This is a genomic window from Achromobacter sp. GW823-FHT04E03, from assembly GCF_058796095.1.
Genome location: NZ_JBXAIJ010000003.1, coordinates 56286 through 82186, shown reverse-complemented (window position 1 = coordinate 82186; position 25901 = coordinate 56286). Strand labels below are relative to the sequence as shown.

General features: G+C 66.2%; 25 protein-coding genes and 1 tRNA gene. 21 read left to right on the top strand and 5 right to left on the bottom strand.

What is annotated here, in order from left to right; genetic code table 11:
• Positions 1-298 precede the first annotated feature (298 nt).
• From AC1RHV_RS19955 to AC1RHV_RS19920, 8 genes are all read left to right on the top strand, one after another.
• Positions 299-571 carry an HU family DNA-binding protein gene (locus tag AC1RHV_RS19955; RefSeq protein WP_003812968.1) on the top strand — a complete coding sequence of 91 codons (273 nt, stop codon included), beginning with the start codon at positions 299-301 and terminating at the stop codon, positions 569-571.
• A gap of 155 nt (positions 572-726) precedes the next feature.
• Positions 727-802: transfer RNA gene (locus AC1RHV_RS19950), tRNA-Val, on the top strand.
• Between the two features lie 248 nt (positions 803-1050).
• A complete protein-coding gene (locus AC1RHV_RS19945) occupies positions 1051-1857 on the top strand; it encodes an energy transducer TonB (protein ID WP_054451129.1) in 807 nt (268 codons plus the stop codon).
• Between the two features lies 1 nt (position 1858).
• Positions 1859-2854: a MotA/TolQ/ExbB proton channel family protein gene (locus tag AC1RHV_RS19940; protein ID WP_054451130.1), complete on the top strand. Its 996-nt coding sequence runs from the start codon at positions 1859-1861 to the stop codon at positions 2852-2854.
• Positions 2854-3336 (top strand): ExbD/TolR family protein, encoded by a 483-nt coding sequence (locus AC1RHV_RS19935; RefSeq protein WP_054451131.1) that lies wholly within the window; start codon positions 2854-2856, stop codon positions 3334-3336. The genes AC1RHV_RS19940 and AC1RHV_RS19935 overlap by 1 nt, the downstream gene beginning before the upstream one ends.
• Before the next feature lie 65 nt (positions 3337-3401).
• Positions 3402-4073 carry a response regulator transcription factor gene (locus AC1RHV_RS19930; RefSeq protein ID WP_006218435.1) on the top strand — a complete coding sequence of 224 codons (672 nt, stop codon included), beginning with the start codon at positions 3402-3404 and terminating at the stop codon, positions 4071-4073.
• 66 nt (positions 4074-4139) lie between these two features.
• Positions 4140-5255 (top strand): sensor histidine kinase, encoded by a 1116-nt coding sequence (locus tag AC1RHV_RS19925; protein WP_225589140.1) that lies wholly within the window; start codon positions 4140-4142, stop codon positions 5253-5255.
• Positions 5252-7180 carry a potassium transporter Kup gene (locus tag AC1RHV_RS19920; RefSeq protein ID WP_054451132.1) on the top strand — a complete coding sequence of 643 codons (1929 nt, stop codon included), beginning with the start codon at positions 5252-5254 and terminating at the stop codon, positions 7178-7180. The genes AC1RHV_RS19925 and AC1RHV_RS19920 overlap by 4 nt, the downstream gene beginning before the upstream one ends.
• A gap of 326 nt (positions 7181-7506) precedes the next feature.
• Here AC1RHV_RS19920 and argG read toward each other — a convergent pair whose 3' ends face one another.
• The gene (argG, locus tag AC1RHV_RS19915; protein ID WP_013392627.1) at positions 7507-8847 is read right to left on the bottom strand and encodes an argininosuccinate synthase; all 1341 of its coding nucleotides are present in this window, start codon (positions 8845-8847) and stop codon (positions 7507-7509) included.
• A gap of 82 nt (positions 8848-8929) precedes the next feature.
• Entirely contained in the window at positions 8930-9856 is a 927-nt protein-coding gene (locus tag AC1RHV_RS19910; RefSeq protein WP_175181686.1) for a LysR family transcriptional regulator, read from the bottom strand.
• A gap of 97 nt (positions 9857-9953) precedes the next feature.
• Between AC1RHV_RS19910 and AC1RHV_RS19905 the strand changes: the two genes are divergently transcribed.
• The 4 genes from AC1RHV_RS19905 (at position 9954) to AC1RHV_RS19890 (ending at position 12952) form a co-directional block, all read left to right on the top strand.
• Positions 9954-10820 (top strand): amidohydrolase family protein, encoded by an 867-nt coding sequence (locus AC1RHV_RS19905; RefSeq protein WP_175162637.1) that lies wholly within the window; start codon positions 9954-9956, stop codon positions 10818-10820.
• 70 nt (positions 10821-10890) lie between these two features.
• Positions 10891-11844 carry a Bug family tripartite tricarboxylate transporter substrate binding protein gene (locus AC1RHV_RS19900; protein WP_119450511.1) on the top strand — a complete coding sequence of 318 codons (954 nt, stop codon included), beginning with the start codon at positions 10891-10893 and terminating at the stop codon, positions 11842-11844.
• A gap of 2 nt (positions 11845-11846) precedes the next feature.
• A complete protein-coding gene (locus tag AC1RHV_RS19895) occupies positions 11847-12377 on the top strand; it encodes a carboxymuconolactone decarboxylase family protein (protein ID WP_054451135.1) in 531 nt (176 codons plus the stop codon).
• A gap of 11 nt (positions 12378-12388) precedes the next feature.
• Complete coding sequence (locus tag AC1RHV_RS19890) at positions 12389-12952, top strand: DUF4286 family protein (RefSeq protein ID WP_175162639.1); 564 nt, start codon at positions 12389-12391, stop codon at positions 12950-12952.
• A gap of 107 nt (positions 12953-13059) precedes the next feature.
• On the opposite strand, the gene argF is transcribed toward AC1RHV_RS19890, so the two are convergent.
• Together argF and AC1RHV_RS19880 are read right to left on the bottom strand one after the other, a co-directional pair.
• Entirely contained in the window at positions 13060-14001 is a 942-nt protein-coding gene (argF, locus tag AC1RHV_RS19885; RefSeq protein WP_054451338.1) for an ornithine carbamoyltransferase, read from the bottom strand.
• Between the two features lie 58 nt (positions 14002-14059).
• Complete coding sequence (locus AC1RHV_RS19880; RefSeq protein WP_492301823.1) at positions 14060-15241, bottom strand: aspartate aminotransferase family protein; 1182 nt, start codon at positions 15239-15241, stop codon at positions 14060-14062.
• Between the two features lie 219 nt (positions 15242-15460).
• Here AC1RHV_RS19880 and AC1RHV_RS19875 point away from each other — a divergent pair, with 219 nt between their 5' ends.
• On the top strand, positions 15461-15751 hold the full coding sequence (locus AC1RHV_RS19875) for a DUF3579 domain-containing protein (RefSeq protein ID WP_013392635.1): 291 nt from the start codon (positions 15461-15463) through the stop codon (positions 15749-15751).
• 61 nt (positions 15752-15812) lie between these two features.
• Here AC1RHV_RS19875 and AC1RHV_RS19870 read toward each other — a convergent pair whose 3' ends face one another.
• A complete protein-coding gene (locus AC1RHV_RS19870) occupies positions 15813-16532 on the bottom strand; it encodes a GntR family transcriptional regulator (RefSeq protein WP_054451138.1) in 720 nt (239 codons plus the stop codon).
• Between the two features lie 249 nt (positions 16533-16781).
• On the opposite strand from AC1RHV_RS19870, the gene AC1RHV_RS19865 reads away from it, so the two are divergent.
• From AC1RHV_RS19865 to AC1RHV_RS19830, 8 genes are all read left to right on the top strand, one after another.
• On the top strand, positions 16782-17537 hold the full coding sequence (locus AC1RHV_RS19865) for an aspartate/glutamate racemase family protein (protein ID WP_054451139.1): 756 nt from the start codon (positions 16782-16784) through the stop codon (positions 17535-17537).
• A gap of 74 nt (positions 17538-17611) precedes the next feature.
• On the top strand, positions 17612-19189 hold the full coding sequence (locus AC1RHV_RS19860; protein ID WP_119450508.1) for an ABC transporter substrate-binding protein: 1578 nt from the start codon (positions 17612-17614) through the stop codon (positions 19187-19189).
• Positions 19190-19251: 62 nt separating this feature from the next.
• Positions 19252-20244 carry an ABC transporter permease gene (locus tag AC1RHV_RS19855; RefSeq protein ID WP_492301821.1) on the top strand — a complete coding sequence of 331 codons (993 nt, stop codon included), beginning with the start codon at positions 19252-19254 and terminating at the stop codon, positions 20242-20244.
• Positions 20234-21175 (top strand): ABC transporter permease, encoded by a 942-nt coding sequence (locus tag AC1RHV_RS19850; RefSeq protein WP_054451142.1) that lies wholly within the window; start codon positions 20234-20236, stop codon positions 21173-21175. The genes AC1RHV_RS19855 and AC1RHV_RS19850 overlap by 11 nt, the downstream gene beginning before the upstream one ends.
• Positions 21176-21199: 24 nt before the next feature.
• Positions 21200-22393, top strand: a complete 1194-nt coding sequence (locus AC1RHV_RS19845; protein ID WP_054451143.1) for an amidohydrolase family protein — start codon at positions 21200-21202, stop codon at positions 22391-22393.
• The gene (locus AC1RHV_RS19840; RefSeq protein ID WP_054451144.1) at positions 22393-23880 is read left to right on the top strand and encodes an amidohydrolase family protein; all 1488 of its coding nucleotides are present in this window, start codon (positions 22393-22395) and stop codon (positions 23878-23880) included. Before AC1RHV_RS19845 ends, AC1RHV_RS19840 begins: the two co-directional genes overlap by 1 nt.
• Positions 23877-24911, top strand: a complete 1035-nt coding sequence (locus tag AC1RHV_RS19835; RefSeq protein ID WP_492301818.1) for an ABC transporter ATP-binding protein — start codon at positions 23877-23879, stop codon at positions 24909-24911. The genes AC1RHV_RS19840 and AC1RHV_RS19835 overlap by 4 nt, the downstream gene beginning before the upstream one ends.
• Positions 24901-25884, top strand: a complete 984-nt coding sequence (locus AC1RHV_RS19830; protein ID WP_492301817.1) for an ABC transporter ATP-binding protein — start codon at positions 24901-24903, stop codon at positions 25882-25884. Before AC1RHV_RS19835 ends, AC1RHV_RS19830 begins: the two co-directional genes overlap by 11 nt.
• Positions 25885-25901: the final 17 nt, after the last annotated feature.

The following is a 25901-nucleotide window of genomic DNA, read 5'->3' as shown; positions in this document are numbered from 1 at the left end:
TTCTGTTTATTGCGAAACGGTCTAAAAGCTAGTATTGACGCGGGTTGTGGTGAGGTTTTCGCTTGACAGCCGCGCCACGCCAAGGCCTAATACACGTCTGCGTCGCTGGTGATTTGAAGGCAATTTGCCATTGAATCCAGGCGGCGCAGCAGTTTAAAAGTTGTGCTTCGCAGCGCAAGAAAAAAGTTTATCCACTGTCTGTTCGTCGTTTGTCGGTTTTGCGTCTTCTGCGGCGTCCATCATGACGGCCATGAACTGCACTCCGGCAGACTCCATACCTTGTGAGGGGTACACCTGAATGAACAAAACCGAACTCATCGATCACATCGCCAGCAAGGCCGACATCTCCAAGGCCGCCGCTGGTCGCTCGCTCGACGCCCTGATCGGTGCCGTCAAGACCACCCTGAAGAAGGGCGGTACGGTTACGTTGGTTGGCTTTGGCACGTTCGCTGTGTCGGCTCGCGCCGCGCGCACCGGCCGTAATCCGCGCACTGGCGAAACCATCAAGATCAAGAAGGCCAAGGTGCCGAAGTTCCGTCCGGGCAAGGCCCTGAAGGACGCCGTCAACTAATGGACGGCGGGCGGGTCGCAGGCATTCAGGCCTGGCGATTTGCCCACAACTGCGCGGTCCGGTATACTCCGGCCCGCGTATTGCTTTTGAGTGCCCCGGTTGGCAGTTGCTTGTACGGATTTTTCGCGAATTTCGTCTTGAGGCTGCATCAAAATGGGTGCTTAGCTCAGTTGGTAGAGCGGCGCCCTTACAAGGCGTAGGTCACAGGTTCGACCCCTGTAGCACCCACCAAAAGCTCCGATATGCGCTCCACACAAAACCCGCACACGTCATGGTGGCGGGTTTTTTGTTTTGCGCGCGCCGCATCGCTCGTGCCAGTTGATCTCGCTCAGAAATGTAGGACGGGATCAGATGAAATAGGACGTGCGAATCATTCGCATTTAAGATATTATTGTGGGCTTGTACCGGTCAGCCGGCGTCGCCATCGCGTGTGCGTCTTTCCTGGCTGGCCGGATAAGTCAATGCACCCTGGCTGATTCATGCCTAGTTTTCAACGCGGTTGGAATTCTTCTTCGCGCTCTTCATTCGGTATACGCGCAGGCGCTGGCCTGACGGTCCTGGCGCTGCATGCGGCAGTGGTAGGCGCCATCTTCATGGCACCCGAGAATCGTCCTGAACTCGAAGAACCCGAAGCCATCATGGTGAGCGTGGTGGATGCGCCCATTCCCCAGATCGCCAAGGCCGAGCCCACTCCCGAGGAGCCGCAGCCGGTGACGGAAACGCCGCCCGAGCCGCCGCAGCCCGAGGTCGAGCCCGAACCGGAGCCTGAACTCAAGCCCGAGCCGGAACCTGAACCCGAACCGGAACCGGTGGTTGAAAAGCCGCCGATGCCGGCGCCCAAACCCAAGCCCAAGCCGCCACCCAAGCCTAAACCCAAACCCGAGCCCAAGCAGGACGTCAAGGTCGAGCCCAAGCCGGAAGCGCCAAAGGCGCCGCCCAGTGGCGCGCCCGAAGGCACGCAGGCGCCGCAAGGGCCGCAGCAAGGGCCGCCGCCGGATCAGCCGGTGCTGGTATCCAGCATCGAATTCCAGGGGGCGCGCCCCATGCCCAATTACCCGATGGCATCGCGCCGCATGCGGGAAGAGGGCCGCGTGGTGGTGCTGGTCGAGATCAACACCCAGGGGCTGGTCGAGCGGGCAACCATCGATGCGTCCTCGGGCTTTCCGCGCCTGGACGAATCGGCGCTGGCAGCCGCCCGCAAGGGTCGTTTCAAACCGTATACCCGTAACGGCGTGGCCTATCCCGCCAAAGCCAAAATTCCGTTCGATTTCGTAATGAGGAACTGAGATGTCCAACGCACTGCATAGCGCCACCCTGGTGGCGCAGGCGACCACCAGCCCGGCAGCGCCGGCTGCCGCCGCCGCTGCGCCTGCCGCGGCTGCGGCCGCGCCCGCAGCTCAACAAGCCGCCTCGGCGGTCGGTGCCACGGCTCAGCAAGCCGCCGGCGCTGTCCAGCAATCGGCCGACGCGCTGCACGGCGCCGCCGCCGCGCTGCCCTCGGCGCTGCCTGCCGCGCCGGCCCCCGCCGCGGTCCCCGACATGGGCTTCATGCACTTCATCGCGCAAAGCGACTTCGTCGGCAAGGGCCTGTTCATCATCCTGATCCTGATGTCGCTTGTGACCTGGTACCTGATCCTGGTCAAGGTCGCGAGCAACGTCAGCATGCGCAAGCGCTCCGCGGACTTCCTGAACAAGTTCTGGAACGCCAGCTCGCTCGAACAGGTCGAAAACGAAATTGTCACGCATGGCGCGCGCGATCCGTTCTCGCACCTGGCCAGTCACGCCATGCATGCGCAGGCGCATCACAACAAGTTCGGCGCGACCAAGCTTGAAGAGTCGGGCAGCAACTCCGATTTCGTCACGCGCACCATGCGCAAGGTCATCGACGAAGAAACCGCGAAGCTGGAAAACGGCCTGACCGTGCTGGCTTCGGTGGGTTCGACGGCGCCGTTCGTGGGCCTGTTCGGCACGGTGTGGGGCGTGTACCATGCTCTGGTCGGCATCGGCCTGTCCGACGGCGTGACCATCAACCGCATCGCCGGTCCGGTGGGCGAAGCGCTGATCATGACGGGCCTGGGCCTGGCGGTCGCCATTCCCGCGGTGCTGGCCTACAACACCTTCGTGCGCAACAACCGCGTGTTCCTGTCGCGCCTGGATGCCTTTGCGCATGACTTGTTCGCGTTCCTGACCACCGGCCAGCAGGTCGCTCTGTCCGACGGCAAGGTGCGCGCCCTGCGCCGCCAGAACGGCAACGGCGCTGCGGCTCAACGCGGGAGCGAATAATGGCCTTTGGCAGCTTCGAGGGCAAGGGATCCGGAAGCCATACGGTTTCCGAGATCAATATGGTGCCCCTGATCGACGTGATGCTGGTGCTGCTGGTGATCTTCATCATCACCGCGCCGCTGCTGGCGCATTCGATCAAGATCAACATGCCCCAGGTGGCCGCCGAGCAGATCGAGGAAGAACCCAAGACCGTCGACCTGGCCATCGATGCCAGCGGGGCGCTGTTCTGGGACGAGAAGCCGGTCAATATCGATGACCTGCCCAACCGTTTCAAGTCGATCGCCGGCACCAAGCCGCAACCCGAGATCCGCATCCGCGCGGACCAGAACACGCGTTACGAGACCCTGGCCAAGGTCATGGCTTCGGCCCGCCGTTCGGGCATGACGCGCATCGGGTTCGTGACCACGCCTCCGTCCGGCGGCGTCGCCGGCTCAGCAGCGCCCGCTGCGGCCGGGGCCGCCCCGGCTCCGTCCGCACCTTGAACGCTTCCCGGCCCCGGGGCGCATTTCGCGCCCCGTTCCGGCCGGGATCGCGCTAGAATCGCCGCATGCGAGTTCTGGTAATCGAAGACGACACCACCCTGGGCCACGCGCTCCAGGAATTTCTGGCCGACCAAGGCTATGCGGTCGACTGGCTGACCGAGGGCGACCGGGTTCTGGGCGCCTTGGCGGGTCAGCCTTACGACCTCATGCTGCTCGACCTCAACCTTCCGGGCATGAGCGGGCTGGACGTGCTGCGGCAATTGCGCCAGGACGGCAACCAGGTTCCCGTGTTGATCCTCACCGCCCGCGATGGCATCGAGGACCGCGTCGCCGGCCTGGACGCCGGGGCGGACGACTACGTCACCAAACCTTTCGAACTGCCCGAGCTGGCGGCGCGCGTGCGCGCCTTCGGCCGGCGCCGCGCCGGCCAGGCGCAGCCCCTGATTGAAGTCGGCCCGCTGGTGTTCGACACCGTTGGCCGCGAAGTCCGCGCCAATGGCCAGCGCCTGTCGCTGTCGGTGCGCGAGCTTTCCGTGCTGGAAATGCTGATGGCCCGTGTCGGTCGCGTCGTGACCAAGCGCCAGATCGTGAACTCGCTGTCGGCCTGGGATGCCGATTTCAGCGAAAACGCCGTCGAAGTCTACGTGTACCGCCTGCGCAAGCGCCTGGAAGGCACTGGTGCCAGCATTCAAACGGTGCGCGGCTTTGGCTACATGCTGGATGTGGAAACGGCCTGACGGGCCGGCTGCGGCCGCGTCGCACCGGCCGCGCGCATCCATACGCCTAGGCGAGGGCATTGCGTCATGATGCAGGAACGCACTCCTACCGCTACTCCGGTTTCCCGCCCCTTGCTTCCCTCCCGTTCGCTGGCGCGGCATCTGGTCATCCGCCTGATGCCGCCGATCCTCCTGCTGGTCCTGTTGGACTTGGCGGCCACCTGGGTCATCACGCACAAGATCGACATGTCGCTCTGGATGCTGGAAGATTTCTTCTGGCTGATGGTGGTGGGGCAGGTCGCGTTGATCGCGCTGTTCACCTGGGTGGTGATGCAGGGCGTGCGTTCGGGGCTGCGGTCGGTCAACCACCTGTCCGAAGAGATCCGGCAACGCTCCATCGACGACATGCAGCCACTGGAAGTGGCCGGCGTGCCGGTCGAAATCGAGCCACTGGTCACGCACACCAATGATCTGCTGCTGCGCCTGGATGCCTCGCTGGCGGCGCAGCGCCGCTTCATCGGCCATGCGGCGCACCAGCTGCGCACGCCTTTGTCGGGGTTGCGCCTGGAGTCGGAATTGATGCTGGCGCGCCCCTTGCCCGACGACGTGCGCGCGCGGGCCGAACGCATCAAGGCGGTGAGCGACCGCATGATCCGCCTGGGGCAGCAGTTGCTGGTTCTGGCGCGCGCCGATCCTAACGCCCGTCCGCAGGACAGCTTCGTGCGCATCGACCTTTGCGAATGGGTGCGGGCGAACGGAGCGGAATGGTTTCCGCGGGTGCGCGAGGCGCACTACGAGCTGGATCTGGTCGCGCCGGACGCGCCTATCTGGATCGACGCCGATCCCTTGCTGCTGGCCGAACTGCTGGGCAATCTCATCGACAACGCGCTGCGCTATGGCAACAAGACCGGCCGCATCACGCTGATCGTCGGCGCCAATCCGCCTTCGCTGACCGTGGAGGACGATGGGCCGGGCATTTCTCCCGATGAGCGCGAACGGGTGTTCGAGGCCTTCTACCGTTCTCCCACCGCGACCGCGGGCGGGTCGGGCCTGGGACTTGCCATCGTGCGGGAAATCGCGCACGCGCATGGCGCCTGGTGGAAACTCACCAGCCGTCCGGACTTTTCAGGAACACGGCTGTCCGTCGTGTTTCCCGGCCCCCGCAAGGGCGCCCAACTTACTCGTCAAGAACCTACATCATGAGCCAAGGTTCGGCCAGCGTTCCTTCGTCGTCCAACGGGCAAACACTCGGCGGGCACGCGCCATCGTCGCGGGCCGCCCTCATCATGGGGGCGCTGGGCGTGGTGTACGGCGATATCGGCACCAGTCCCTTGTATACGCTGCGGGCCTGTCTGACGGGACTGAGCGTGCACACCGACCTGGAGCCTGCCCACCTGCTGGGCGTGCTGTCCATCCTGTTCTGGATGCTGATGGTGGTGGTGTCGTTCAAGTACGTGACGCTGGTGCTGCGCGCCGACAACCGCGGTGAGGGCGGCACGCTGGCCTTGCTGGAACTGGCGGTGCGCGGGCGTGAAGGCAAGCTGCGCTGGGTGCTGATCGTGCTGGGAATTTTCGGCGCGGCGCTGTTCTACGGCGACAGCATGATCACGCCAGCCATTTCAGTGCTGTCGGCGCTCGAAGGGATAGGCATCGTGTCGCATCAGCTGGATGCCTGGGTCGTGCCGCTGTCCCTGGTGGTGCTGATTGCGCTGTTCGCGATCCAGTCGCACGGCACGGGCGCCATGGGCAAGCTGTTCGGTCCGGTGATGCTGTTGTGGTTCGGCACGCTGGCGGCGCTGGGCGGCTGGCAGATCTGGCAGACGCCGGAAGTGCTGCGGGCCTTGAATCCGATGTGGGGTTTGCGTTTCATCGTCGAGTTCCCGTGGATCAGTTTCGTGCTGCTGGGGGCGGTGGTGCTGGCCTTGACCGGCGCCGAGGCGCTGTATGCCGACATGGGCCACTTCGGCCGTCCGGCGATCCGCCGCGCCTGGTTCAGCATGGTGCTGCCGGCCCTGACGCTGTGCTATTTCGGCCAGGGCGCGTTGTTGTTGCGCGATCCGACCGCGATCCGCAATCCGTTCTTCATGATGGCGCCGGAATGGGGGCTGGCCCCGCTGGTGGCCTTGGCCACCATCGCGACCATCGTGGCGTCGCAGGCGGTGATTTCGGGCGCTTATTCGGTCACGCGCCAGGCGGTGCAGCTGGGTTTCTGGCCGCGCATGCAGATCCTGCATACGTCGGCCATCGAGAAGGGCCAGATCTATCTGCCGCAGGTCAATGCGCTGCTGCTGTGCGCGGTGCTGATCCTGGTCCTGCTGTTCCGCAATTCGGACAACCTGGCTGCCGCTTATGGCTTCGCGGTCACGGGGACGATGTTCACGACGTCGGTGCTGGCTTTCGCGGTGTTGCCGCGCGGTTCGACCGGCATCAAGCGTGTGTTGTGGATGGTGGCGCTGGGCCTGTTGCTGTTGTTCGATGTGCTGCTGTTCTCGGCCAACGTGTTCAAGATCCACGAGGGTGGCTGGCTGCCGCTGCTGGTGGCGATCGTGGTGTTCACGCTGATGATGACGTGGCGCCGCGGCCGCCGGCTGCTGTCGGAGATGCAGCAGCGGGACCGCCAGCCGCTCAAGGAATTCATGGCGCAGCTCGAAGAGTACCCGCCGTCGCGCGTGCCGGGCACGGCCATCTTCATGACGATGAACTCGGGCAATGTGCCGCCGGCGCTGCTGCACAACCTGAAGCACAACAAGGTGCTGCATGACCATGTGCTGTTCCTGACCATCCTGGTGGCGGACGTGCCCTATGTTTCGCCCGAGGAGCGCTTCTCCGTGACCAAGCTGTCGGCGTCCAGTTGGCAGGCGACGATCAACTACGGCTTCAAGGAAGATCCGGATGTGCCGGAGGCGCTGCGGCTGGTGGCCGAGGCGTATCCGGAGATCGATCTGGAGCCGATGCGGACTTCCTACTTCCTGTCGCGGCAGACGGTGGTGGCGGCGAAGAAGCCGGCGCTGTGGCGCTGGCGGCGGGCGGTGTTTTCGTTCATGGCGCGGAACTCTACTCGGAGTACCAAGTTCTTCAAGATTCCGGCTAATCGGGTGGTGGAGATGGGGATGCAGGTGGAGCTCTAGGCTCTTGCTTGCTCCTTGGTGGTGATTTGCATTCTGTTGACGCATGGGGCGGCTGAATGTGTCCCGTTGCTGGGGAGGGCGGTGTGCTTGGCGTTCTCGCCTAGGGTGGGGTGTGGTGGACGATCTTGCGGGGCTCGCCCCCGGCCGGCCGCGCAGGCGGCCTTTGGGGGCTTACGCGGTGTCTTGCGGTAGGTGATGACGCTGCGCGCTGGTCGTGACTGTCTTTAGTGGGCTCGCTCTCATCGAGGTTGGCGCCCGATCGCTCTTCGCCAAACAAAAAGCCCTTCGGCGTGCCGAAGGGCTTTCTGGTTCATGGCGTTGAAGAATTACTTCTTCTTGCCTTCGTCGCTCAGCTGCGGCAGCGAGCTGCCGGAGGAGGCGAGCAGGCCGGTCTTCACGTAGGTGAAGAGCTTGCCGCGGGTGTCGACGATGTCGAGGTTGCGCATGGTGAGCTGGCCAATGCGGTCCGCGGGCGTGAACGGGGCGTTTTCGACCTTTTCCATGGACAGGCGCTCGGGGGCGTATGTCAGGTTGGGCGATTCCGTGTTCAGCAGCGAGTAGTCGTTGCCGCGGCGCAGTTCGATGGTGACTTCGCCGGTGACGGCGCGGGCGACCCAGCGTTGGGCGGCTTCGCGCAGCATGATGGCTTGCGGGTCGAACCAACGGCCCTGGTACAGCAGGCGGCCGAGCTTGCGGCCGCTTTCGCGGTACTGCTCGATGGTGTCTTCGTTGTGGATGCCGGTGACCAGGCGCTCGTAGGCGATGAACAGCAGGGCCAGGCCCGGGGCTTCGTAGATGCCGCGGCTCTTGGCTTCGATGATGCGGTTTTCGATCTGGTCGCTCATGCCCAGGCCGTGGCGGCCGCCGATGCGGTTGGCTTCGAGCATCAGTTCGACGGGGTCGCTGTATTCCACACCGTTCAGGGCGACCGGGTGGCCTTCCTCGAAGCGGACGGTGACTTCCTCGGCCTTGACGGCGACGTCGTCGCGCCAGAAGGCGACGCCCATGATGGGCTTGACGATGCGGATGCCGGAGTTCAGGTGCTCCAGGTCCTTGGCTTCGTGGGTGGCGCCCAGCAGGTTGGAGTCGGTGGAGTAGGCCTTTTCAGCCGACATCTTGTAGTCGAAGCCGGCCTGGCGCATGTACTCGGACATTTCCGAACGGCCGCCGAGCTCGTCGATGAAGCGCTGGTCCAGCCAGGGCTTGTAGATCTTCAGGTCCGGGTTGGTCAGCAGGCCGTAGCGGTAGAAGCGCTCGATGTCGTTGCCCTTGAAGGTACTGCCGTCGCCCCAGATGTTGACGTCGTCTTCCTTCATGGCGGCCACCAGCATCGTGCCGGTCACTGCGCGGCCGATCGGGGTGGTGTTGAAGTAGGTGATGCCGGCGGTCGAGATGTGGAACGCGCCCGATTGCAGGGCGGCGATGCCTTCGGCCACCATCTGCGCGCGGCAGTCGATCAGGCGGGCCTTTTCAGCGCCGTAGGCCATGGCCTTGCGCGGGATCTCGTCGTAGTCGGACTCGTCGGGCTGGCCCAGGTTCGCGGTGTAGGCGTAGGGGATGGCGCCGTTGTTGCGCATCCAGAGGAGCGCTGCGCTGGTGTCGAGGCCGCCGGAGAAGGCGATGCCGACCTTCTGGCCGGTGGGAAGGTTCGGGAGGATAGTGGTCATTGTTTGAAGTGAGACGCCAACAGGACTTGGACAGCAGACTTTGACAGCTGCTAGCCGCCAAACAAGAGAAACGGACGCTATTTTAACTCTTTTGCCGCGGTCGGGCCGCCGGGGCGAACAGGGCCGGCAGCTCCAGCTGGCGGATCAGGAGCGCGGTGGCGGCGGCCAGCCGGGTGGCGGGGCGGTGGCGGGCGCTGGCCAGCACCAGATCATTGGTGATGGTCGGGTCGACGATGTCGCACAACGACAGCTCATGTTCCGCCGCCGGGCCGCGTGCGGCCGAGCGCGGCAGGATGGCGTAGGCGTCGCCCTGGGCGGCCAGTTCGACGATGGTCTGGACGGCGTCCACCTCGACGGCGATGGTCAGACGCACGCCCTGGGCGCGGCACACGCTTTCGACCAGGGTGCGGATGGCGTTGGGCAGGCTGGGCACCACCAGCGGGTAGTCGCCCAGTTGGGCCACGGTGACGCGCGGGGGCAGCGCGGGCTGGTGGCCGGCCGCGGCCACCAGCACCAGGTCCTCGCGGAACAGCGATTCGTAGGCCAACTGGGGCGAGGGCGCGGGGTCGTAGAGCAGGGCCAGGTCGACGCGGCCGGCCAGCAGCCATTCGCGCACCTGGGCGCTGAGGCCTTCAGCAACGGCGATGGAGGCCTCGGGGAAGCTGCGGCGGAAGGCCTGCACCAGCGGGGGCGTGAGCACGCGCGCGATGCGGGGCGGCAGGCCCACCACGACCTTGCCCGTGGGCGTCTCGCGCAGGGTCTGCAGGTCCTCCTTGGCGCGTTCGGCCAGGGTCAGCAGGGCGCGGGCATGCTCCAGGAAGCGCAGGCCGGCTTCGGTGGGTTCGGCGCCGCGGCCGTTACGGTAGAGCAGATGCTGGCCGAGTTCCAGTTCCAGCAGGCGGACCTGGCGGCTGAGCGTGGGTTGCGCCACGTCCAGCATTTCGGCCGCGCGCGAGAAGCTGCGCCTCTCGGCCACGCGCAGGAAGTATTCGATCTGCTTGAGGTCCATCGGATATTTGGAAAATCTATATCTGAAATCAAAGATATAGCATTGTTGGGCGGCGGGCAATCCGGGACCATGGCGTTTTCAACGCAGGAACCCGCCCGTGCCCGATTGCCGTCCTCCGCTAGCCGCGCCGTCCCGTCCCCGCCACGCCTTGCCGCCGGGCGCCTGCGATGCGCATTGCCACGTGTTCGGGCCGGCCGACGTGTTTCCGTACGCCGAGGGGCGCTCGTACACGCCGCCGGATGCGCCTTACCAAGCCATGGCGGCGCTGCACAGTCGCCTGGGTGTGGAGCGCGCGGTGGTGGTTCAGGCCAATTGCCATGGCTCGGATCACCGCGCCTTGCTGGACGCGCTGGCCCAAAGCGGCGGCCGCTATCGCGGCGTGGCGCTGCTGGGAGCGGATGCGACCGAGGCCGGCGTCAGGCAATTGCATGAGGGCGGCGTGCGCGCGGCCCGTTTCAACTTCGTGCCGCATTTGGGCGGCGCGCCGGATCCCGCTGTCTTCGACCGGGTCGTGGCGCTAATCGCGCCGTTGGGCTGGCATCTGTGCCTGCATCTGGACGGCGCGATGCTGCCGGAGCTGCTGCCGCGCCTGGCCGCGCTGCCGCTGCCCTTCGTGGTCGACCACATGGGGCGGTTGAAGGCGGGCGATGGCTTGGCGTCGCCTGCGATGCAGGCGCTGCTGGGATTGGCGCAGGTGCCGCAGGCCTGGGTCAAGGTGTCGGGCATCGACCGCATCGCATCGGGCAAGCGGCCGTTCGCGGAGGGCCTGCCCTTTGTGCGCGCGCTGGCCGAGGCGTTGCCCGATCGCTGCCTGTGGGGCACGGACTGGCCGCATCCGAACGTGGCGGGCGATATGCCCGACGACGGCGAGCTGGTCGACCTGTTTTTTGAAGCTTGTCCCGATGCGGCCTTGCGCCAGCGCATCCTGGTGGACAACCCGGCGCGGCTGTACGGATTCGAGTAGGCGCGGCAAACGCCGCCGCCATGAGGCGGCGCGCGAACGACAAGAAAATTCCATTCAATCAGGAGACACCATGTTCAAGAAAATACTGTCCGCCGGCCTGCTGAGCCTGGCCGCCCTGGGATCCGCCCATGCCGATGGGCCGGTGCGCCTCATCATTGCCTTCCCGCCTGGCGGGCCGGTGGATCTGGTCGGCCGGGTGCTGGCCGAGCAATTGGGCAAGGAGCTCAAGCAGCAGGTCATCGTGGAGAACAAGGCCGGCGCCAACGGCAACATCGCCGCGGCCTACGTGGCCAAGGCGCCCGCCGACGGCTCGGTGCTATTCCTGACCAGCGTGGGCGCGGTCGCGATCAGCCCGGCGCTGTACAAGGACCTGCCGTATGACCCCGTGCGCGATTTCGCGCCGGTGTCCAAGGTGGTCAACAACGCCACGGTGTTCGTGGTCAATCCGTCCAATCCGGCGGTCGACGCGGCGGACTTCGTCAAGAAGTCGCAGGCCGCCTCGCAATCGGTCGCGATCGGCTCGTCGGGCATCGGCAGCATTCCCCACCTGACCCTGGAAATGTTCGCCGATTCCAGCAAGGCGAACGTGATGCACGTGCCATACAAGGGCGCGGCGCCGGTCATCAATGACGTGATGGGCAACCAGGTGTCCGGCTTCTTCGGCGACGTGCCGGGCCTGATCGGCCATATCCAGGGCGGCAAGTTGAAGCCCCTGGGCATCGCCGCGCCGACCCGCCATCCGCTGCTGCCCGAGGTCAAGACCCTGGCGGAGCAGGGCATCGCCGGCGTGGAGTCCAACAACTGGTACGGCATCGTCGCGCCCGCCGCCACGCCGCCGGCCACGATCGACAAGCTCAACCAGGCCGTGCGCGCCGCGCTGAACACGGAGAGCGTGCGCGCCCGCCTGGAGAAGTTCGGGGCCCAGGCCGCTCCCGGCAGCCCGCAGGAACTGGCTGCCCTGATCGCGTCCGACCGCGAAAAGTGGACCTCGCTGATCCAGCGCAAGAACATCCGTCCGGAGTGAAGATGAACGCATGCAGAGTAGGGCTGGTGACGCCGGGCAGCCGCCCGGAACTGGCCGCGATCGAGGCGCGGATATCGGCTGCGCGGGGGCGCATCTCGCCGCTGTACCAGGTGCTGTTGAACAGTCCGGCCGTGGTCCAGGGCTGGGAAGCCATGCTGACCGCGATCCGCCTGAACACGGCGGTGCCGCCGCGTCTGCGCGAGCTGATCATCCTGCGCGTGGCGACCTTGAACAACGCACCGTACGAGTTCGAGGCGCATGTGCCGCACGCGCTGGCTGCCGGCATGCCGCAGGCGCTGGTGGACGCGTTGCGCGGCGGTCCGGCGCCGTCGGAACTGCAAGGCCTGGAAGCCGGCGAGGCCGAAGTGCTGGCGTTGACGGACGCCATGACGCGCGACATCGAGGTGCCGGACGCCGTGTTCGCGCCGCTGCGCGCGCGCTACGATGACACGCAGTTGGTGGAACTGGCGGCGACCGTGGGCGCGTACAACATGGTGTCGCGCTTCCTGGTGGCCTTGCGCGTAGGACATTAAAGGAGACTGGAGTGCAGGAAACCGTATTGCTGGTGTCGCTGGGCGAGCGCTTCGACGAACCGCGCGCACGCGAACTTGAACAGACCTTGACCCAGGGATTGGAAGGCCTGCGCGCCGCCGCGTACGCCGCCGTGGAAGAGGACGAAACCTACGTCTATCTGCGCGGATCGGCGGCGGCTCTGCCCGAAGCGCAGGCGCGCCTGGCCGAGAGCTTCCCGGGCGCGCACAGCCGCGTGCTGCACCTGACGCTGGACCTGGCAGGCGCTTCGGCGGGGCAGGACGCGCCGTGGCATTACATCGTCGAAACCGACGTGCTGCCCGAGGCCGACGCCGACCTGAATGCCTGGTACGACCAGGAGCACCTGCCGGGCCTGGCATCGGTGCCTGGCACGGTGCGCGCCATGCGCTATGAGTGCCGCGACGAGTCGCCGCGCTATCTGGCCTGCTACGACCTGCACACGCGCGAAACCTTTGGCAGCCCGCCCTGGCTGGCGGTGCGCGCCAGCGACTGGAGCGGCCGTGTGCGTCCGTCGTTCCGCAATACGCGCCGGACCATGTTCAAACGGATTCTGTAATTGCGCGGCGTCCGCCGCATCCATCGGATTCGAAGGCGGGCCTGCCGCGCCCATGAAAAAAGCCTGCGCATCGCACGATGCGCAGGCTTTTCCGTCTGGGGGCGGTGTTACTTGATCTGGCCCAGCAGCAGGAATTCCATCAGCGCCTTCTGCACGTGCAGGCGGTTTTCGGCTTCGTCCCAGACCACGCTTTGCGGGCCGTCGATGACTTCGCCGGTGACTTCCTCGCCGCGGTGAGCGGGCAGGCAGTGCATGAACACGGCCTGGGGATCGGCGGCGGCCATCATTTCGGCGTCCACGCACCAGTCGGCGAAAGCGGCGCGGCGCTCTTCGTTTTCGGCTTCATAGCCCATGCTGGTCCAGACGTCGGTGGTGACCAGGTGCGCGCCCTTGCAGGCTTCCATGGGATCCTTGAACTGGCGCAGCACCGTGGCGGGCGGCGTGCCGATGCGCGAGGCTTCGAGCTCGTACCCGGCCGGGGTGGACACGTGCAGCGTGAAGCCCAGCATTTCCGCGGCTTGCAGCCAGGTGTAGGCCATGTTGTTGGCATCGCCCACCCAGGCCACCGTCTTGCCGGCGATGGGGCCGCGGTGCTCGATGTAGGTGAAGATGTCCGCCAGGATCTGGCAGGGGTGGAATTCGTTGGTCAGGCCGTTGATCACCGGCACGCGCGAGTGCGAGGCGAAGCGCTCGATGCGGGTCTGCTCGAACGTGCGGATCATGACGATGTCGACCATGCGCGAGATGACGCGCGCGGTGTCTTCGATGGGCTCGGAGCGGCCCAGCTGCGAATCGTTGGAGGTCAGGTTGATGACCGAACCTCCCATCTGGTACATGCCGGCCTCGAACGACACGCGGGTGCGCGTGCTGGCCTTTTCAAACACCATTGCCAGCGTGCGGTCGTGCAGCGGCATGTGGGGTTCGTAGCGTTTGAACTTGTCCTTGATCAGGCGCGCGCGGTCCAGCACGTAGGCGATCTCGGCGGACGAGAAGTCCTTGAACTGCAGGAAGTGCCGCAGCGGGCCGTTTTGAGTCGTGGGAGGTGTCATGGTGATGTCGCAGGTCATGGGGCCCGGCCAGGCTCATGGCCCGGGCGGGACGTTGATTTTATGGTGTTTCGGCCAGGAATTCCTGGATGAGCGGAACCAGGATGGCGACGATGCGGTCGGCTTCGTCGCGGTTGAGGATCAGTGGCGGCAGCATGCGGATCACGCGGTCGCGCGTGACGTTGATGAGCAGGCCGGCCTGCATGGCGCGCAGGGCCAGCACGCCGCAGGGGCGCGCCAGCTCGATGCCCAGCATCAGGCCGCGGCCGCGGATGTCGGTGACGCCCGCGACGCCGGCCAGCGCATCGGCCAGGGCGGCTTTCAGGTGATTGCCTACATCGTGGGCGTTGGCGAGCAGGTTTTCGGATTCCAGCGCATCCAGCACGGCCAGCCCGGCCGCACAGACCAGCGGGCCGCCGCCGAAGGTGGTGCCATGACTGCCTGGCGTGAATACGCCCGCGGCCGGGCCGGCGGCCAGCATGGCGCCGATGGGCACGCCGCCCGCCAGGCCCTTGGCCAGCGTCATGACGTCGGGGACGATATCGGCCCACTGGTGGGCGAACCATTTGCCGGTGCGGCCGATGCCGGACTGGACTTCGTCGATCATCAGCAGCCAGCCGCGCTCGGTGCACAGCCGGCGCACTTCCTGCAGATAGGCGATGTCGGAGGGACGGATGCCGCCTTCGCCCTGCAGCACTTCCAGCAGCACCGCGGCCACGCGCGGCTCGGCGTCGCCCGCGGCGCGCACCGCGTCCAGGCTGTTGTACGGCACCTGGATGAAGCCCGAGGGCAGGGGTTCGAAGCCCTTGCGCGCCTTTTCGCTGCCCGTGGCCGCCAGCGTGGCCAGCGTGCGGCCATGCCAGGACGAATCCATCGTGATGATGTGGGCGTGCTTGTTGCCGCGCTGGTACGCGTAATAGCGCGCCAGCTTGATCGCGGCTTCGTTGGCCTCGGAGCCGCTGTTGTTGAATGCGACCTCCTGCATGCCCGACAGTTGCGTCAGGCGAGCGGCCAACGCAGTCTGCTGCGGCACTTCGTAGATGTTCGAGGTATGGATGACGCGGGCGGCCTGCTCGCTGATGGCGGCCACCAGTTTCGGATGGGCGTGGCCCAGGCAGGACACCCCGATGCCGGCCAGCGCGTCCAGGTACTTGCGGCCTTCGGCGTCCCACAGCCAGACGCCCTGGCCGTGCGTGAACGATACCGGCAGCCGGGCGTAGATATTGGCCAGAGGCGAAGTCATCGCGGATCCTCCCGTGGATGAAGCGGATTGCGCCGGGACTCAGCCGGAGTCCCCGTGGGATGCCGCCGGGTTTGGCAGCGCCGGCAGCTCGTTTTCCCAGGCGAATCGCTTTTTGAAAGAGGGCAAAGGATCAATCATATACAATTCGCGGCGCAGGGCGCATGTTTGATCACGCCGAAGATCCGGCTTTCGTGAAGGGCGCGCTGTAGTGAAGAACTCATGGCAACTCGCGTCAGACAATTCGTAATTCATGGCGTTACCGAAAGCGGTAGCCGCTTTCGCCCCAGCGATTGGGCGGAACGGCTCGCCGGCGTAATGGCACAATTCCGGCCCGCCGGCTGTGCCGGTAACCACCTCACCTATTCGCCCTATGTGCTGCCCGTCGTGATCGACGGCGTGCGCGGGATCGTGGTCGATCTGCGTTTGCGCGATCTGGAACCGCTGGCGTACAAGTTCGTGGTGGATTTCGCTCGCGACAATAACCTCAAGACGGAAGAGCGCGAAATCTAGCCTCCCCAACCAAAAAAGCGCCCTCACCGGGCGCTTTTTCGTTGGGGGACGCCGCACGCCCCTAGGTGCCGTAGCGGTCCAGGATCTTGCGGATATCGCGCACGCCCTGGCCGTCCGCGGTCAGCAGCGCGCGCGCGGTCACCGATTCCAGGTGGTGCTCCAGCAGATGCAGCACGTGCTTCTCGTCGCGCGCGCGCAGGCCCGCCACGATCTCCATGTGCTCGCTGACCGCGCATTCGCTCGAGTGCGGCCGGCCGTAAAGCGCCAGGATCAGCGAGCAGCGCGACACGATCTCGTTCACGTAGCGCGCATACACCGCATTGCCCGACAGCTCCGCCATCAGGATATGGAACTCGCCTGACAGCCGGATGGACTCGTTGGCGCTGTTGCGCTTGCGGGCTTCCTCCTCCTGTGCCACGTGCTGTTCCAACCTGGCCAGTCCAGCCTCGGTGATGTGCTGCAACAGCCGGCGCGCCACGTCGCGTTCCAGGCAGCGGCGCGCCTCGAAGATGTCGTGCGCTTCTTCCAGGCTGGGGCGGGCCACCGCGGCGCCGCGGTTCGGCCGCAAATCCACCAATCCTTCGCTGAACAGGCGCGTCAGGACGCTGCGGACGATGGTCCGGCTGACGCCGAAACGTTCGCCGATGATGTCCTCGGGCAGCTTGTCGCCGGGCAGCAGAGCCTGCTCGATGATGGCTCTGCGCAAATTTTTGTATACGATCTCGTTGCGGCTGATGTCTTTCTTGGCAGACTCGTCGGCCGCCGGCGCGAGGGACTTCATCTTCTTGTTGGCTCCTATGCCTGCGCGCTTTTCTGGGTGTTGGAATGGTCCGGCAGGCGCTGCCGGCGCGCATTTTTCTCTGTGCTGGAAAGCATACTACACCCGGGGCTAAGGGTTAGCGATAGCTTGTCTGCGAGATTGTGCGGAGTACATTGGCGACATAAATCGTATACAAATTTTTATACAAAACGGATCCCATTGTTCTTTAATGGTTCGATTGTTTGTATACAAATTCACAAAGGCTGATCCATGTCCGCTGTACCGCAGGCCGCCGCAACCGAGCCGTCCCTTTCCGCGCCTTACCGCCTGCTGGTGGTCAATGGCAACACCACGTCCGAACTGACGACCAGCCTGGCCAGCCAGGCCGAGGCCTTTTACGGGGACATGGTCCGCATCCATGCGGTCACCGCCGGGTTCGGCCCCGCCTACATCGCCAGCCGCGCGGAGGCGGCCGTTGCCGCCCATGCCGTGCTGGACGTCGTGGAGCGCGCGACAGGCGAGGCGCCTGACGGCGGATTCGACGCCTGCCTGCTGGCCTGCTTTGGCGAACCCGGCATCGGCGCGGTGCGCGAACGCCTGGACGTGCCCGTGGTGGGCATGGCCGAGGCCTCCATCCTGAGCGCCATGCAGCGCGGCGACCGCTACGCCATCGTGACGGTGGGCCAGCGCTGGCCCGGCATGCTGCGCGAACAGATCCGCCAGTTGGGGCTGGAGTCCCGCTGCGCCGGCATCCTGGCCCTGCCGGGCAATGCCCTGGACTACGTGTCGCGTTCGGCCGAGTCGGCCTTGCACGTCAGCCGTGCGCTGGACGCCGCAGTGGCGCAGGGGGCGGACGTGGTGATCGTGGCGGGCGCCGCGCTGGCCGGCTACCTGCCCAGCCTGCCGCGCCTGCCGGCCGTGCCCATCATCGATTCCTATCGCGCCGCCCTGGCCCAGGTGCTGGCGCTGGCGTCCCTGGAGCGCGCGCAGCGGTTGTCGCTGATCCGTCCGGGCGCGCATTCCTAGTCTTTTCGCCTTACCCACCGCGCCGGGCCCGACCCCGGCGAGTTCAGACCGATACACAAGGGAGAGTTGCAGCCATGAAGACTTTGCTCAAGTGGACCGCGGGCGCCGTGATCGCGCTGTCGGCCATCACGGGGGCCAGCGCCGCCAACACGCTGAAGTGGGGCGCGGCGCGGGACCTGGATTCGCTGGACCCGTATTCCTACGGCAGCACCTTCAACCTGGCGTTCCTGAACCATGTGTATGAAGCGCTGATCCGTTATGACGACAAGTTCAACATCACGCCCGCGCTGGCGGAGTCCTGGGAGACGCCGTCGCCCACGGTGCTGCGCTTTCATTTGCGCAAGGGGGTGAAGTTCCACAATGGCGCGCCGTTCTCGGCGGACGACGTGGTGGCGTCGATGACGCGGGTCTCGGACGAGGCCTCGCCGCTGAAGGGCAATCTGCCGGCCTTCAAGGCGGTGCGCAAGGTCGACGACTATACGGTCGACATCGAAATGACGCATCCGTATCCGCTGATGCTCAACGACCTGACCAATATCTTCATCTTCAACCGCCAGTGGCTGGTGGACAACAACAGCCTGAAGCCCACCGACGCCGCCAAGAAGATCGAAGGCTATGCCACGCATAACGCCAACGGCACCGGCCCCTTCAAGGTGGAGTCGTACCGTCCGGACACGCGCACCGTGCTGGTGGTCAATCCCGCCTGGTGGGACAAGCCGCGCCACAACCTGGACCGCATCGAATTCACGCCCATTGCGTCCGCGCCCACGCGGGTCGCGGCGCTGCTGTCGGGCGATATCAACTTCACCGAGAACGCGCCGCTGCAGGACCTGGACCGGTTGCGCGCGGCGTCCAACGTCAAGGTGCTGGCCTCGACCGAGCTGCGCACCTTGTACTTTGGCTTCAACCTGGGCGACAAGCTGGTCGGCTCCAACATCACCGACAAGAATCCGCTGAAGGACCTGAAGGTGCGCCAGGCGCTGTACATGGCGCTGTCGCCGGAGCTGATCCAGAAACGCGTGATGCGCGGCCTGTCGCGTACCACGGGCGCACTGGTGGCGCCGTCCATCCCGGGCTACGAGCCCAAGCAGGAAGAGCGCCTGCCGTTCGACGCCGCGCGCGCCAAGAAGCTGCTGGCCGAGGCCGGCTACCCGGACGGCTTCACGGTGTCGTTGCTCTGTTCGAACGACATGTTCGTCAACGAGGAGGAAATCTGCCAGGCCGCCGCCTCCATGTGGGCGCGCATCGGCGTGAAGGCCTCGCTGGCCAGCGGGCCGCGTTCCCTGCAGAACCCCAAGCGTTCGCGCGGCGAGTTCGACATCACCATCCACGGCTGGGCCAACGAGCCGCAGATCGACGCGCTGTCCATCCTTTTGCAGGTGATGCATAGCCGCAGCGGCCCGGCCGGCGTCTTCAACTGGGGCCAGTGGGGCGATCCGGCGCTGGACGCCAGGATCGACGCGGCCGCGGCCGAGATGGACCGTCCCAAGCGGGTGCAGATGATGGCCGACGTGCTGCAGACGCTGCATGACGACGCGCGCTTCCTGCCGCTGCACCAGCAGCCGATGGCCTGGGCCGTGGGCAAGAACGTGGGCGAGGTGCTGCAGATGCCGGACAACAAGGCGCGCCTGTGGACCGTGCGCATGCAGTAACGCCGCGGACCGCCGCCCGCCGGCGGTCCTGCGTATGACTAGGGTCTGAAGGGGAGCCGCACATGCTGGCATTCATAGTTAGACGGGTCTTCAACGCGGTCGGCGTCATGCTGGCGGTGGCGCTGATGGCCTTCGTGATTTTCCGGTTCGTCGGCGACCCCGTCGACATGATGCTCAACGAGCAGGCCTCGCAGACGCAGCGCGATGAATTGCGCGAACGCCTGGGTCTGAACGCCTCGGTGGGCATGCAGTTCGTGCACTTCGTGACCAACGCGGCGCAGGGCGAGTTCGGCATTTCCTACCGCAACCAGCAGGACGTATTTGCGCTGGTGGCCGAACGCTTCCCCGCCACGTTCGAACTGGTCCTGATGGCGACCCCGCTGTCGCTGGTCATCGGCGTGCCGCTGGGCGTGCTGACCGCCATCTACCGCAAGTCGCGCCTGGCGCAGGCGCTGCAGTTCGTTTCCATCCTGGGCATATCGCTGCCCAGCTTCGTGGTCGGGATCATGCTGATCCTGATCTTCTCGGTGCAGCTGGGCTGGCTGCCGGGCTTTGGGCGCGGCGACACGGTGAAGATCGGCTGGTGGACCACCGGCCTGCTCACGCCCTCGGGCCGCGCCGCGCTGGTGCTGCCGTCCATCACGCTGGCGCTGTTCCAGATCACGCTCATCATGCGCCTGGTGCGGGCCGAGATGCTGGAGACGCTGCGCACCGAGTTCATCAAGTTCGCCCGCGCGCGCGGCCTGCCGGATCGCATCGTGCATTTCCGGCTGGCTCTGCGCAACTGCCTGATGCCGGTGATCACCGTGACCGGCATGCAGATCGGCAACCTGATCGCCTTCGCGCTGATTACCGAAACGGTCTTCCAGTGGCCCGGCATGGGGCTGCTGTTCATCCAATCGGTCATGTTCGTGGACATCCCCGTCATGGCCGCCTATCTGGTGATCGTGTCCTTCATTTTCGTGGCGCTGAACACGCTGGTGGACATGATGTACGGCGTGGTCGACCCGCGCCTGCGCAGCCAGCACGTCAAGGGAGGCGCCAATGCTCACTAAGCCATTTTCCGCAACGGGGCAGGGCCGGCTTGCCCGCTTCCTGCAGAGCGACCTCTGGTGGAGTTTGAGGCAGGACTATGTGGCCATGGGCGCGGGCATCGTGCTGCTGGCGGTGGTGCTGCTGGCCGTGTTCGCGCCCTGGATCGCGCCGCAGAATCCCTACGACCTGGCGCAGCTGGACCTGCTGAACGCGGAGCTGCCGCCTGTGTGGGAGGCCGGCTCGGACCCGCAGTTCCTGCTGGGCACGGACACGCAGGGCCGCGATGTCTGGTCCGCCATCCTGTACGGCTCGCGCATGTCGCTGGTGATCGGGTTGGCCACGGTGGTGCTGTCGCTGGCCATCGGCCTGCTGGTGGGGCTGGCGGCGGGCTATTTCGGCGGCTGGGTCGACAACGCGCTGATGCGCCTGGGTGACACGCTGCTGAGCATCCCGACGATCCTGGTCGCGATTTTGGTGACGGCGGTATTCCGCCAGCTGTTGCCGCCCGGCATGCGTGAAACGTTGTCGGCCGTGATCCTGATCCTGGCCATCTCCATGACCAACTGGGTGCAATACGCGCGTACGGTGCGGGCTTCGGCCCTGGTGGAGCGCGGCAAGGAATACGTGCAGGCGGCGCGCCTGATCCGCGTGAGTTCGCTGCGCATCATGCTGACGCACATCCTGCCCAACACGCTGACGCCGGTCATGGTGACGGCCACCCTGAACCTGGGCCTGGCGATCCTGATCGAGGCCACGCTCAGCTTCCTGGGCGTGGGCATGCCGCCCACCGAACCGTCGCTGGGCACGCTGATCCGCCTGGGCAACCAGTTCCTGTTTTCGGGGCAGTGGTGGGTGGTGGTGTTTCCCGCGCTGTACCTGAGCCTGATCGTGCTGGTGGTGAACCTGCTGGGCGACTGGCTGCGCGACGCCCTGAACCCCCGCCTGCGCTGAACGCAAACCGACAAGAGTAGAACCATGGAAAACGCAACGCTGTATACCCAAGTCCGCCCGGCCGGCGGCGAGATGACCTCGGTGCTGGTGCGCGACGGCCGCATCCAGGCGCTGGGCGGGCCGGCGCCCGCCGGCGTGCCGGTGGTGGATGGGGGCGGCGCGCTGATGCTGCCGGGCCTGATCGACGCCCACGCGCACCTGGACAAGACCATGTACGGCATGCCCTGGTACCGCAACGAGGTCGGCCCGCGCCTGATCGACAAGATCGAGAACGAGCGCGCCGAGAAGAAGCGCCTGGGCATCGATCCGTACCGGCAGTCGGCGCGCCAGCTGGTGATGTCGATCGGCGACGGCACCAGCCATATCCGCAGCCATGTGGACGTGGACACGGACATTGGACTGGGCGCGATCGAAGGCGTGATGCGCGCGCGCGAACAGTACCGTGACCAGATCGACGTGGAGATCGTCGCTTTCCCGCAGAGCGGGCTGCTGATCCGCCCGGGCACGCTGGAACTGATGGACGAGGCCTTGCGCATGGGCGCGGAAGTGGTGGGCGGGCTGGACCCGGCCGGCATGGACCGCGATCCCAAGGGCCATCTGGACGCCATCTTCGGGCTTGCACAGAGGCATGGAAAGCCCATCGACATCCATCTGCACGAAGCGGGCGAACTCGGCGCGTTCTCGATGCAGATGACCATAGACCGGGTGCTGGCGCTGGGCATGCAGGGCAAGGTCACGCTGTCGCATTCCTTCTGTCTGGGCATGCCCGACACGCAGGCGGTGCAGGCCCTGACGGAAGGTTTGCTGAAGGCCGGTGTGCACATCATGACCACGGGCTCGGCCTCGCGGCCGGTGCCCAATGTGGCGAAGCTGCACGCGGCCGGCGTCACGGTCTGCACGGGCAACGACGGCATGCGCGATACCTGGGGTCCCTACGGCAAGCCCGACATGCTGGAACGGACCATGCTGGTGGGCCTGCGCAACAACTTCCGTCGCGACGACGAGCTGGATCTGGCGCTGCACGTGGCGACCTACGGCAATGCGCAGGTCATGGGCCTGTCCGACTACGGTTTGGCGCCAGGCTGCCACGCCGACTTCGTGCTGGTGGACGCCGAGACGGTGGCCGAAGCGATCGTATCGCGCCCGCAACGCAAGCTGGTCGTCAAGGGCGGGCGCGTGGTCGCGCGCAACGGCCGGGCGCTGGCGGAGGCGCCGTGATGAGCGCGCCGCAAGGCCCCATCCTGCTGACCGCCCGCTGGGTGGTGGGCCACGAGAACGGCCGCCATTGCCTGTACGAGAACGGCGAGGTGGTGTTCGAGGGCGACCGCATCGTCTACGTCGGCCACCGCTACCCGGGGCAGGTCGCGCAGCGTCGCGACTATGGCCGGGCGCTGATCGGCCCGGGTTTCGTGGACCTGGATGCGCTGTCCGACCTGGACACGACCATCCTGGGCTTCGACAACTCGCCCGCCTGGAAGAAGGGCCGCATCTGGCCCGAGACCTACATGAAGCGGGGGCCGTACGAGATGTACACGGCGGCCGAACTCGCATTCCAGAAGCGCTACGCGTTTGCCCAGCTGATACGCAACGGCATCACGACGGCGCTGCCGATCGCGTCGCTGTTCTACCGCGTGTGGGGCGAGACCCGCGATGAATTCCTGTCTGCGGCCAATGCCGCCGGCGAGCTGGGCCTGCGCGTCTACCTGGGACCGGCCTATCGCAGCGGCCATACATATGTGGACGCCGGCGGCACGATCCGCTGTCATTACGACGAGGCGCGCGGCTTGGCGGGACTGGAGGCGGCCCTGGCCTTCTGCGACGAAATCGAAGGCCGTCACAACGGCCGCGTGCGCGCCATGCTGTCGCCCGACCGCATCGAAACCTGCACGCCTGCGCTGTTGCGCGCATCGGCTGCGGCGGCGCGCGAGCGGAATATCCCGATCCGGCTGCATTGCTGCCAGTCACGCCTGGAGTACGACCTGGTGCTGGAGCAGCATGGCATGAGCCCGCCGGAATGGCTGCAAAGCCTGGACTTCCTGTCCGAGCGCGCTTTGCTGCCGCATGGCACTTATGTGTCGGGTTCGCGCCATATCGAGCGGCCCGGGCGCGACCTGGAGATCATCCGCGACGCCGGCGCCAGCATCGTGCATTGCCCGCTGGTGTCGGGGCGACATGGCGCCACGCTGGAATCGTTCGCGCGCTACCGCAAGCTGGGCGTGAACATCGGCATGGGCACGGACACCTGGCCGCCCGACATGGTCCTGAACATGCAGGTGGGCATGATGCTGTGCCGGGTGGCCGACGGCTCGACCGAGGCGGTCCGCTCCGAGGACTACTACGACGCCGCCACCGTGGGCGGGGCTGACGCCCTGGGCCGTCCGGACCTGGGCCGGCTGGCCGTGGGCGCCAAGGCCGACATCGTGGTGTTCGATTTTTCGCACGACCGCAACGGCCAGCTGATCGATCCCATCCAGACGCTGATGGTGAGCGGCAGCGGGCGCGACGTATCGCAGGTCGTGATCGACGGCCGCTTCGTCATGGTGGACGGGCGGATCCCCGGCTTCGATGCGCGCCTGGCGCAAGAGCAGGCGCAGACGCAGTTCGACGGGCTGGTGGCCCGCTACCCTGACCGCACCTGGGGGCATCCGCCGGCCGAGCAGATTTTTTCCTCCAGCTATCCGCGTCCCGCAAGGAGTCCGTCATGATGGCCCTCGTTCCCAACTCCACGCAGCCGCCGGCCGCGGCCAACACCGCGCCGACCCTGTCGGTGCGCGGCCTGTCGGTCGAGTTCCCGACGCGCCACGGCGTCCTGGTTGCCACACGCGACATCAGTTTCGACATCCAGCCGGGCGAGATCCTGGGCATGGTCGGCGAATCCGGCGCCGGCAAGTCGCTGACCGGCATGGCGGTGATCGGCCTGCTGGAGCCGCCCGGGCGGCTGGGTGGCGGCGAGATCCACCTGGCGGGCAGGCGCATCGACAACCTGCCGCCCAAGGCGCGCCAGCGTTTGCGCGGCAAGGAAATCGGCGCGATCTTCCAGGATCCGCTGACCAGCCTGCATCCTCTGTTCACGGTGGGCGACCAGTTGGTCGAGACGATCCGCCACCATGACAAGGTGAGCGCCCAGGCCGCGCGCCAGCGGGCGCTGGAGCTGCTGCTGGCCGTGGGCATCCCGGCGGCGGACAAGCGCATCGATCACTATCCGCATCAGTTCTCCGGCGGCATGCGCCAGCGCGTGGTGATTGCGCTGGCCCTGGCGGCGCGGCCGGCGCTCATCATCGCCGACGAGCCCACCACGGCGCTGGACGTGTCGGTGCAGGCGCAGATCACGGCGCTGTTGCGGCGCTTGTGTCGCGAGCAGGGCACTTCGGTGCTATTGGTGACGCACGACATGGGCGTGATCGCCGAGACCGCGGACCGCGTGGCGGTGATGTATGCGGGGCGCATCGTCGAGATCGGACCGGTGCTGGACGTGCTGCGCCGCCCGGGCCATCCGTACACGCAGGGCCTGATGAATGCGATTCCCGGCCTGCGCCAGCGCGCTGCCCGGCTGAACCAGATCGACGGCGCCATGCCGCGCCTGCACGCCATGCCCGACGGCTGTGCTTTCCACCCGCGTTGCTCGACGGCGGGGCCGCGTTGCGGCCAGCAGCGCCCGCCGCTGGCCGCATCTCCGGCCGGCGCCACCGTCAGCGCCTGCTGGCTGCATCAAGGAGGAGTCGCCCATGCCGCTTAACGATGATGTGTTGTTGCGGGCCGATGACCTGGCCTGTTGGTTCGACGTGTCGCCGCCCTGGCTGGAACGCACGTTGTCGCGTCAGCCCGAGCAGACCTTGAAGGCGGTGGACGGGGTGTCGCTATCCGTGCCGCGCGGTACAACTTTGAGCATTGTGGGCGAATCGGGCTGCGGCAAGTCCACGCTGGCGAAGCTGCTGGTTGGGCTGGTGGCGCCGACGCGCGGAACGCTGCGCTACGGGCGCAACCGCAAGGGCGGCGTGCTGCATCCGCAGATGATCTTCCAGGACCCCTACGCCAGCCTGAATCCGCGCTGGCGGGTGGGCAATATCGTGGCCGAACCGATCACGACGCTGGGCTTGCGAGCCACGCCGGCGGAAACGCGACGGAGGGTGGACGAGCTGCTGGAACTGGTTGGCCTGTCCGCCAGCGACGCCGGCCGCTTTCCGCACGAGTTTTCGGGCGGCCAGCGCCAGCGGATTTCGATCGCGCGGGCGCTGGCGACGGAGGCGGAATTCCTGGTGTGCGATGAACCGACCTCGGCGTTGGATGTGTCGGTGCAGGCGCAGATCCTGAACCTGATGGGGGATCTGCAGAAGGAGTTCGGGCTGACTTATGTGTTCATCAGCCACAACCTGTCGGTGGTGCGGCACGTGTCGGACAGCGTGGCGGTGATGTATCTGGGGCGCATCGTGGAGCAGGCGCCTGCGGATCAGCTGTTCGACTCGCCACAGCATCCGTATACGCGGATGCTGCTGGATACGATTCCGGACCTGGATGATCCGCGGCGGGATCGGGGGCCGATGGGGGGTGAGGTGCCTAATCCCATCTTGCCGCCGTCGGGGTGTACGTTTCATCCTCGGTGTTCGATGGCGCGGGAGCAGTGCAAGGTGGAGGCGCCTGTGGTTGTCGGGGTGGGCGGGCGGCAGTTACGGTGTCATGCCGTGACGTGGGATGTAGTGCGCGCCGCGTGACCTGGTCGAAGATCGGT

What these genes read in the sequence shown, in the direction of transcription:
- AC1RHV_RS19955 (WP_003812968.1), top strand. Translation starts at nt 299, where the DNA reads ATGAACAAAACCGAACTCATCGATCACATCGCCAGCAAGGCCGACATC.
- AC1RHV_RS19945 (WP_054451129.1), top strand. Translation starts at nt 1,051, where the DNA reads ATGCCTAGTTTTCAACGCGGTTGGAATTCTTCTTCGCGCTCTTCATTC.
- AC1RHV_RS19940 (WP_054451130.1), top strand. Translation starts at nt 1,859, where the DNA reads ATGTCCAACGCACTGCATAGCGCCACCCTGGTGGCGCAGGCGACCACC.
- AC1RHV_RS19935 (WP_054451131.1), top strand. Translation starts at nt 2,854, where the DNA reads ATGGCCTTTGGCAGCTTCGAGGGCAAGGGATCCGGAAGCCATACGGTT.
- AC1RHV_RS19930 (WP_006218435.1), top strand. Translation starts at nt 3,402, where the DNA reads ATGCGAGTTCTGGTAATCGAAGACGACACCACCCTGGGCCACGCGCTC.
- AC1RHV_RS19925 (WP_225589140.1), top strand. Translation starts at nt 4,140, where the DNA reads ATGATGCAGGAACGCACTCCTACCGCTACTCCGGTTTCCCGCCCCTTG.
- AC1RHV_RS19920 (WP_054451132.1), top strand. Translation starts at nt 5,252, where the DNA reads ATGAGCCAAGGTTCGGCCAGCGTTCCTTCGTCGTCCAACGGGCAAACA.
- argG (WP_013392627.1), bottom strand. Translation starts at nt 8,847, where the DNA reads ATGACCACTATCCTCCCGAACCTTCCCACCGGCCAGAAGGTCGGCATC.
- AC1RHV_RS19910 (WP_175181686.1), bottom strand. Translation starts at nt 9,856, where the DNA reads ATGGACCTCAAGCAGATCGAATACTTCCTGCGCGTGGCCGAGAGGCGC.
- AC1RHV_RS19900 (WP_119450511.1), top strand. Translation starts at nt 10,891, where the DNA reads ATGTTCAAGAAAATACTGTCCGCCGGCCTGCTGAGCCTGGCCGCCCTG.
- AC1RHV_RS19895 (WP_054451135.1), top strand. Translation starts at nt 11,847, where the DNA reads ATGAACGCATGCAGAGTAGGGCTGGTGACGCCGGGCAGCCGCCCGGAA.
- argF (WP_054451338.1), bottom strand. Translation starts at nt 14,001, where the DNA reads ATGACACCTCCCACGACTCAAAACGGCCCGCTGCGGCACTTCCTGCAG.
- AC1RHV_RS19880 (WP_492301823.1), bottom strand. Translation starts at nt 15,241, where the DNA reads ATGACTTCGCCTCTGGCCAATATCTACGCCCGGCTGCCGGTATCGTTC.
- AC1RHV_RS19875 (WP_013392635.1), top strand. Translation starts at nt 15,461, where the DNA reads ATGGCAACTCGCGTCAGACAATTCGTAATTCATGGCGTTACCGAAAGC.
- AC1RHV_RS19870 (WP_054451138.1), bottom strand. Translation starts at nt 16,532, where the DNA reads ATGAAGTCCCTCGCGCCGGCGGCCGACGAGTCTGCCAAGAAAGACATC.
- AC1RHV_RS19865 (WP_054451139.1), top strand. Translation starts at nt 16,782, where the DNA reads ATGTCCGCTGTACCGCAGGCCGCCGCAACCGAGCCGTCCCTTTCCGCG.
- AC1RHV_RS19860 (WP_119450508.1), top strand. Translation starts at nt 17,612, where the DNA reads ATGAAGACTTTGCTCAAGTGGACCGCGGGCGCCGTGATCGCGCTGTCG.
- AC1RHV_RS19855 (WP_492301821.1), top strand. Translation starts at nt 19,252, where the DNA reads ATGCTGGCATTCATAGTTAGACGGGTCTTCAACGCGGTCGGCGTCATG.
- AC1RHV_RS19850 (WP_054451142.1), top strand. Translation starts at nt 20,234, where the DNA reads ATGCTCACTAAGCCATTTTCCGCAACGGGGCAGGGCCGGCTTGCCCGC.
- AC1RHV_RS19845 (WP_054451143.1), top strand. Translation starts at nt 21,200, where the DNA reads ATGGAAAACGCAACGCTGTATACCCAAGTCCGCCCGGCCGGCGGCGAG.
- AC1RHV_RS19840 (WP_054451144.1), top strand. Translation starts at nt 22,393, where the DNA reads ATGAGCGCGCCGCAAGGCCCCATCCTGCTGACCGCCCGCTGGGTGGTG.
- AC1RHV_RS19835 (WP_492301818.1), top strand. Translation starts at nt 23,877, where the DNA reads ATGATGGCCCTCGTTCCCAACTCCACGCAGCCGCCGGCCGCGGCCAAC.
- AC1RHV_RS19830 (WP_492301817.1), top strand. Translation starts at nt 24,901, where the DNA reads ATGCCGCTTAACGATGATGTGTTGTTGCGGGCCGATGACCTGGCCTGT.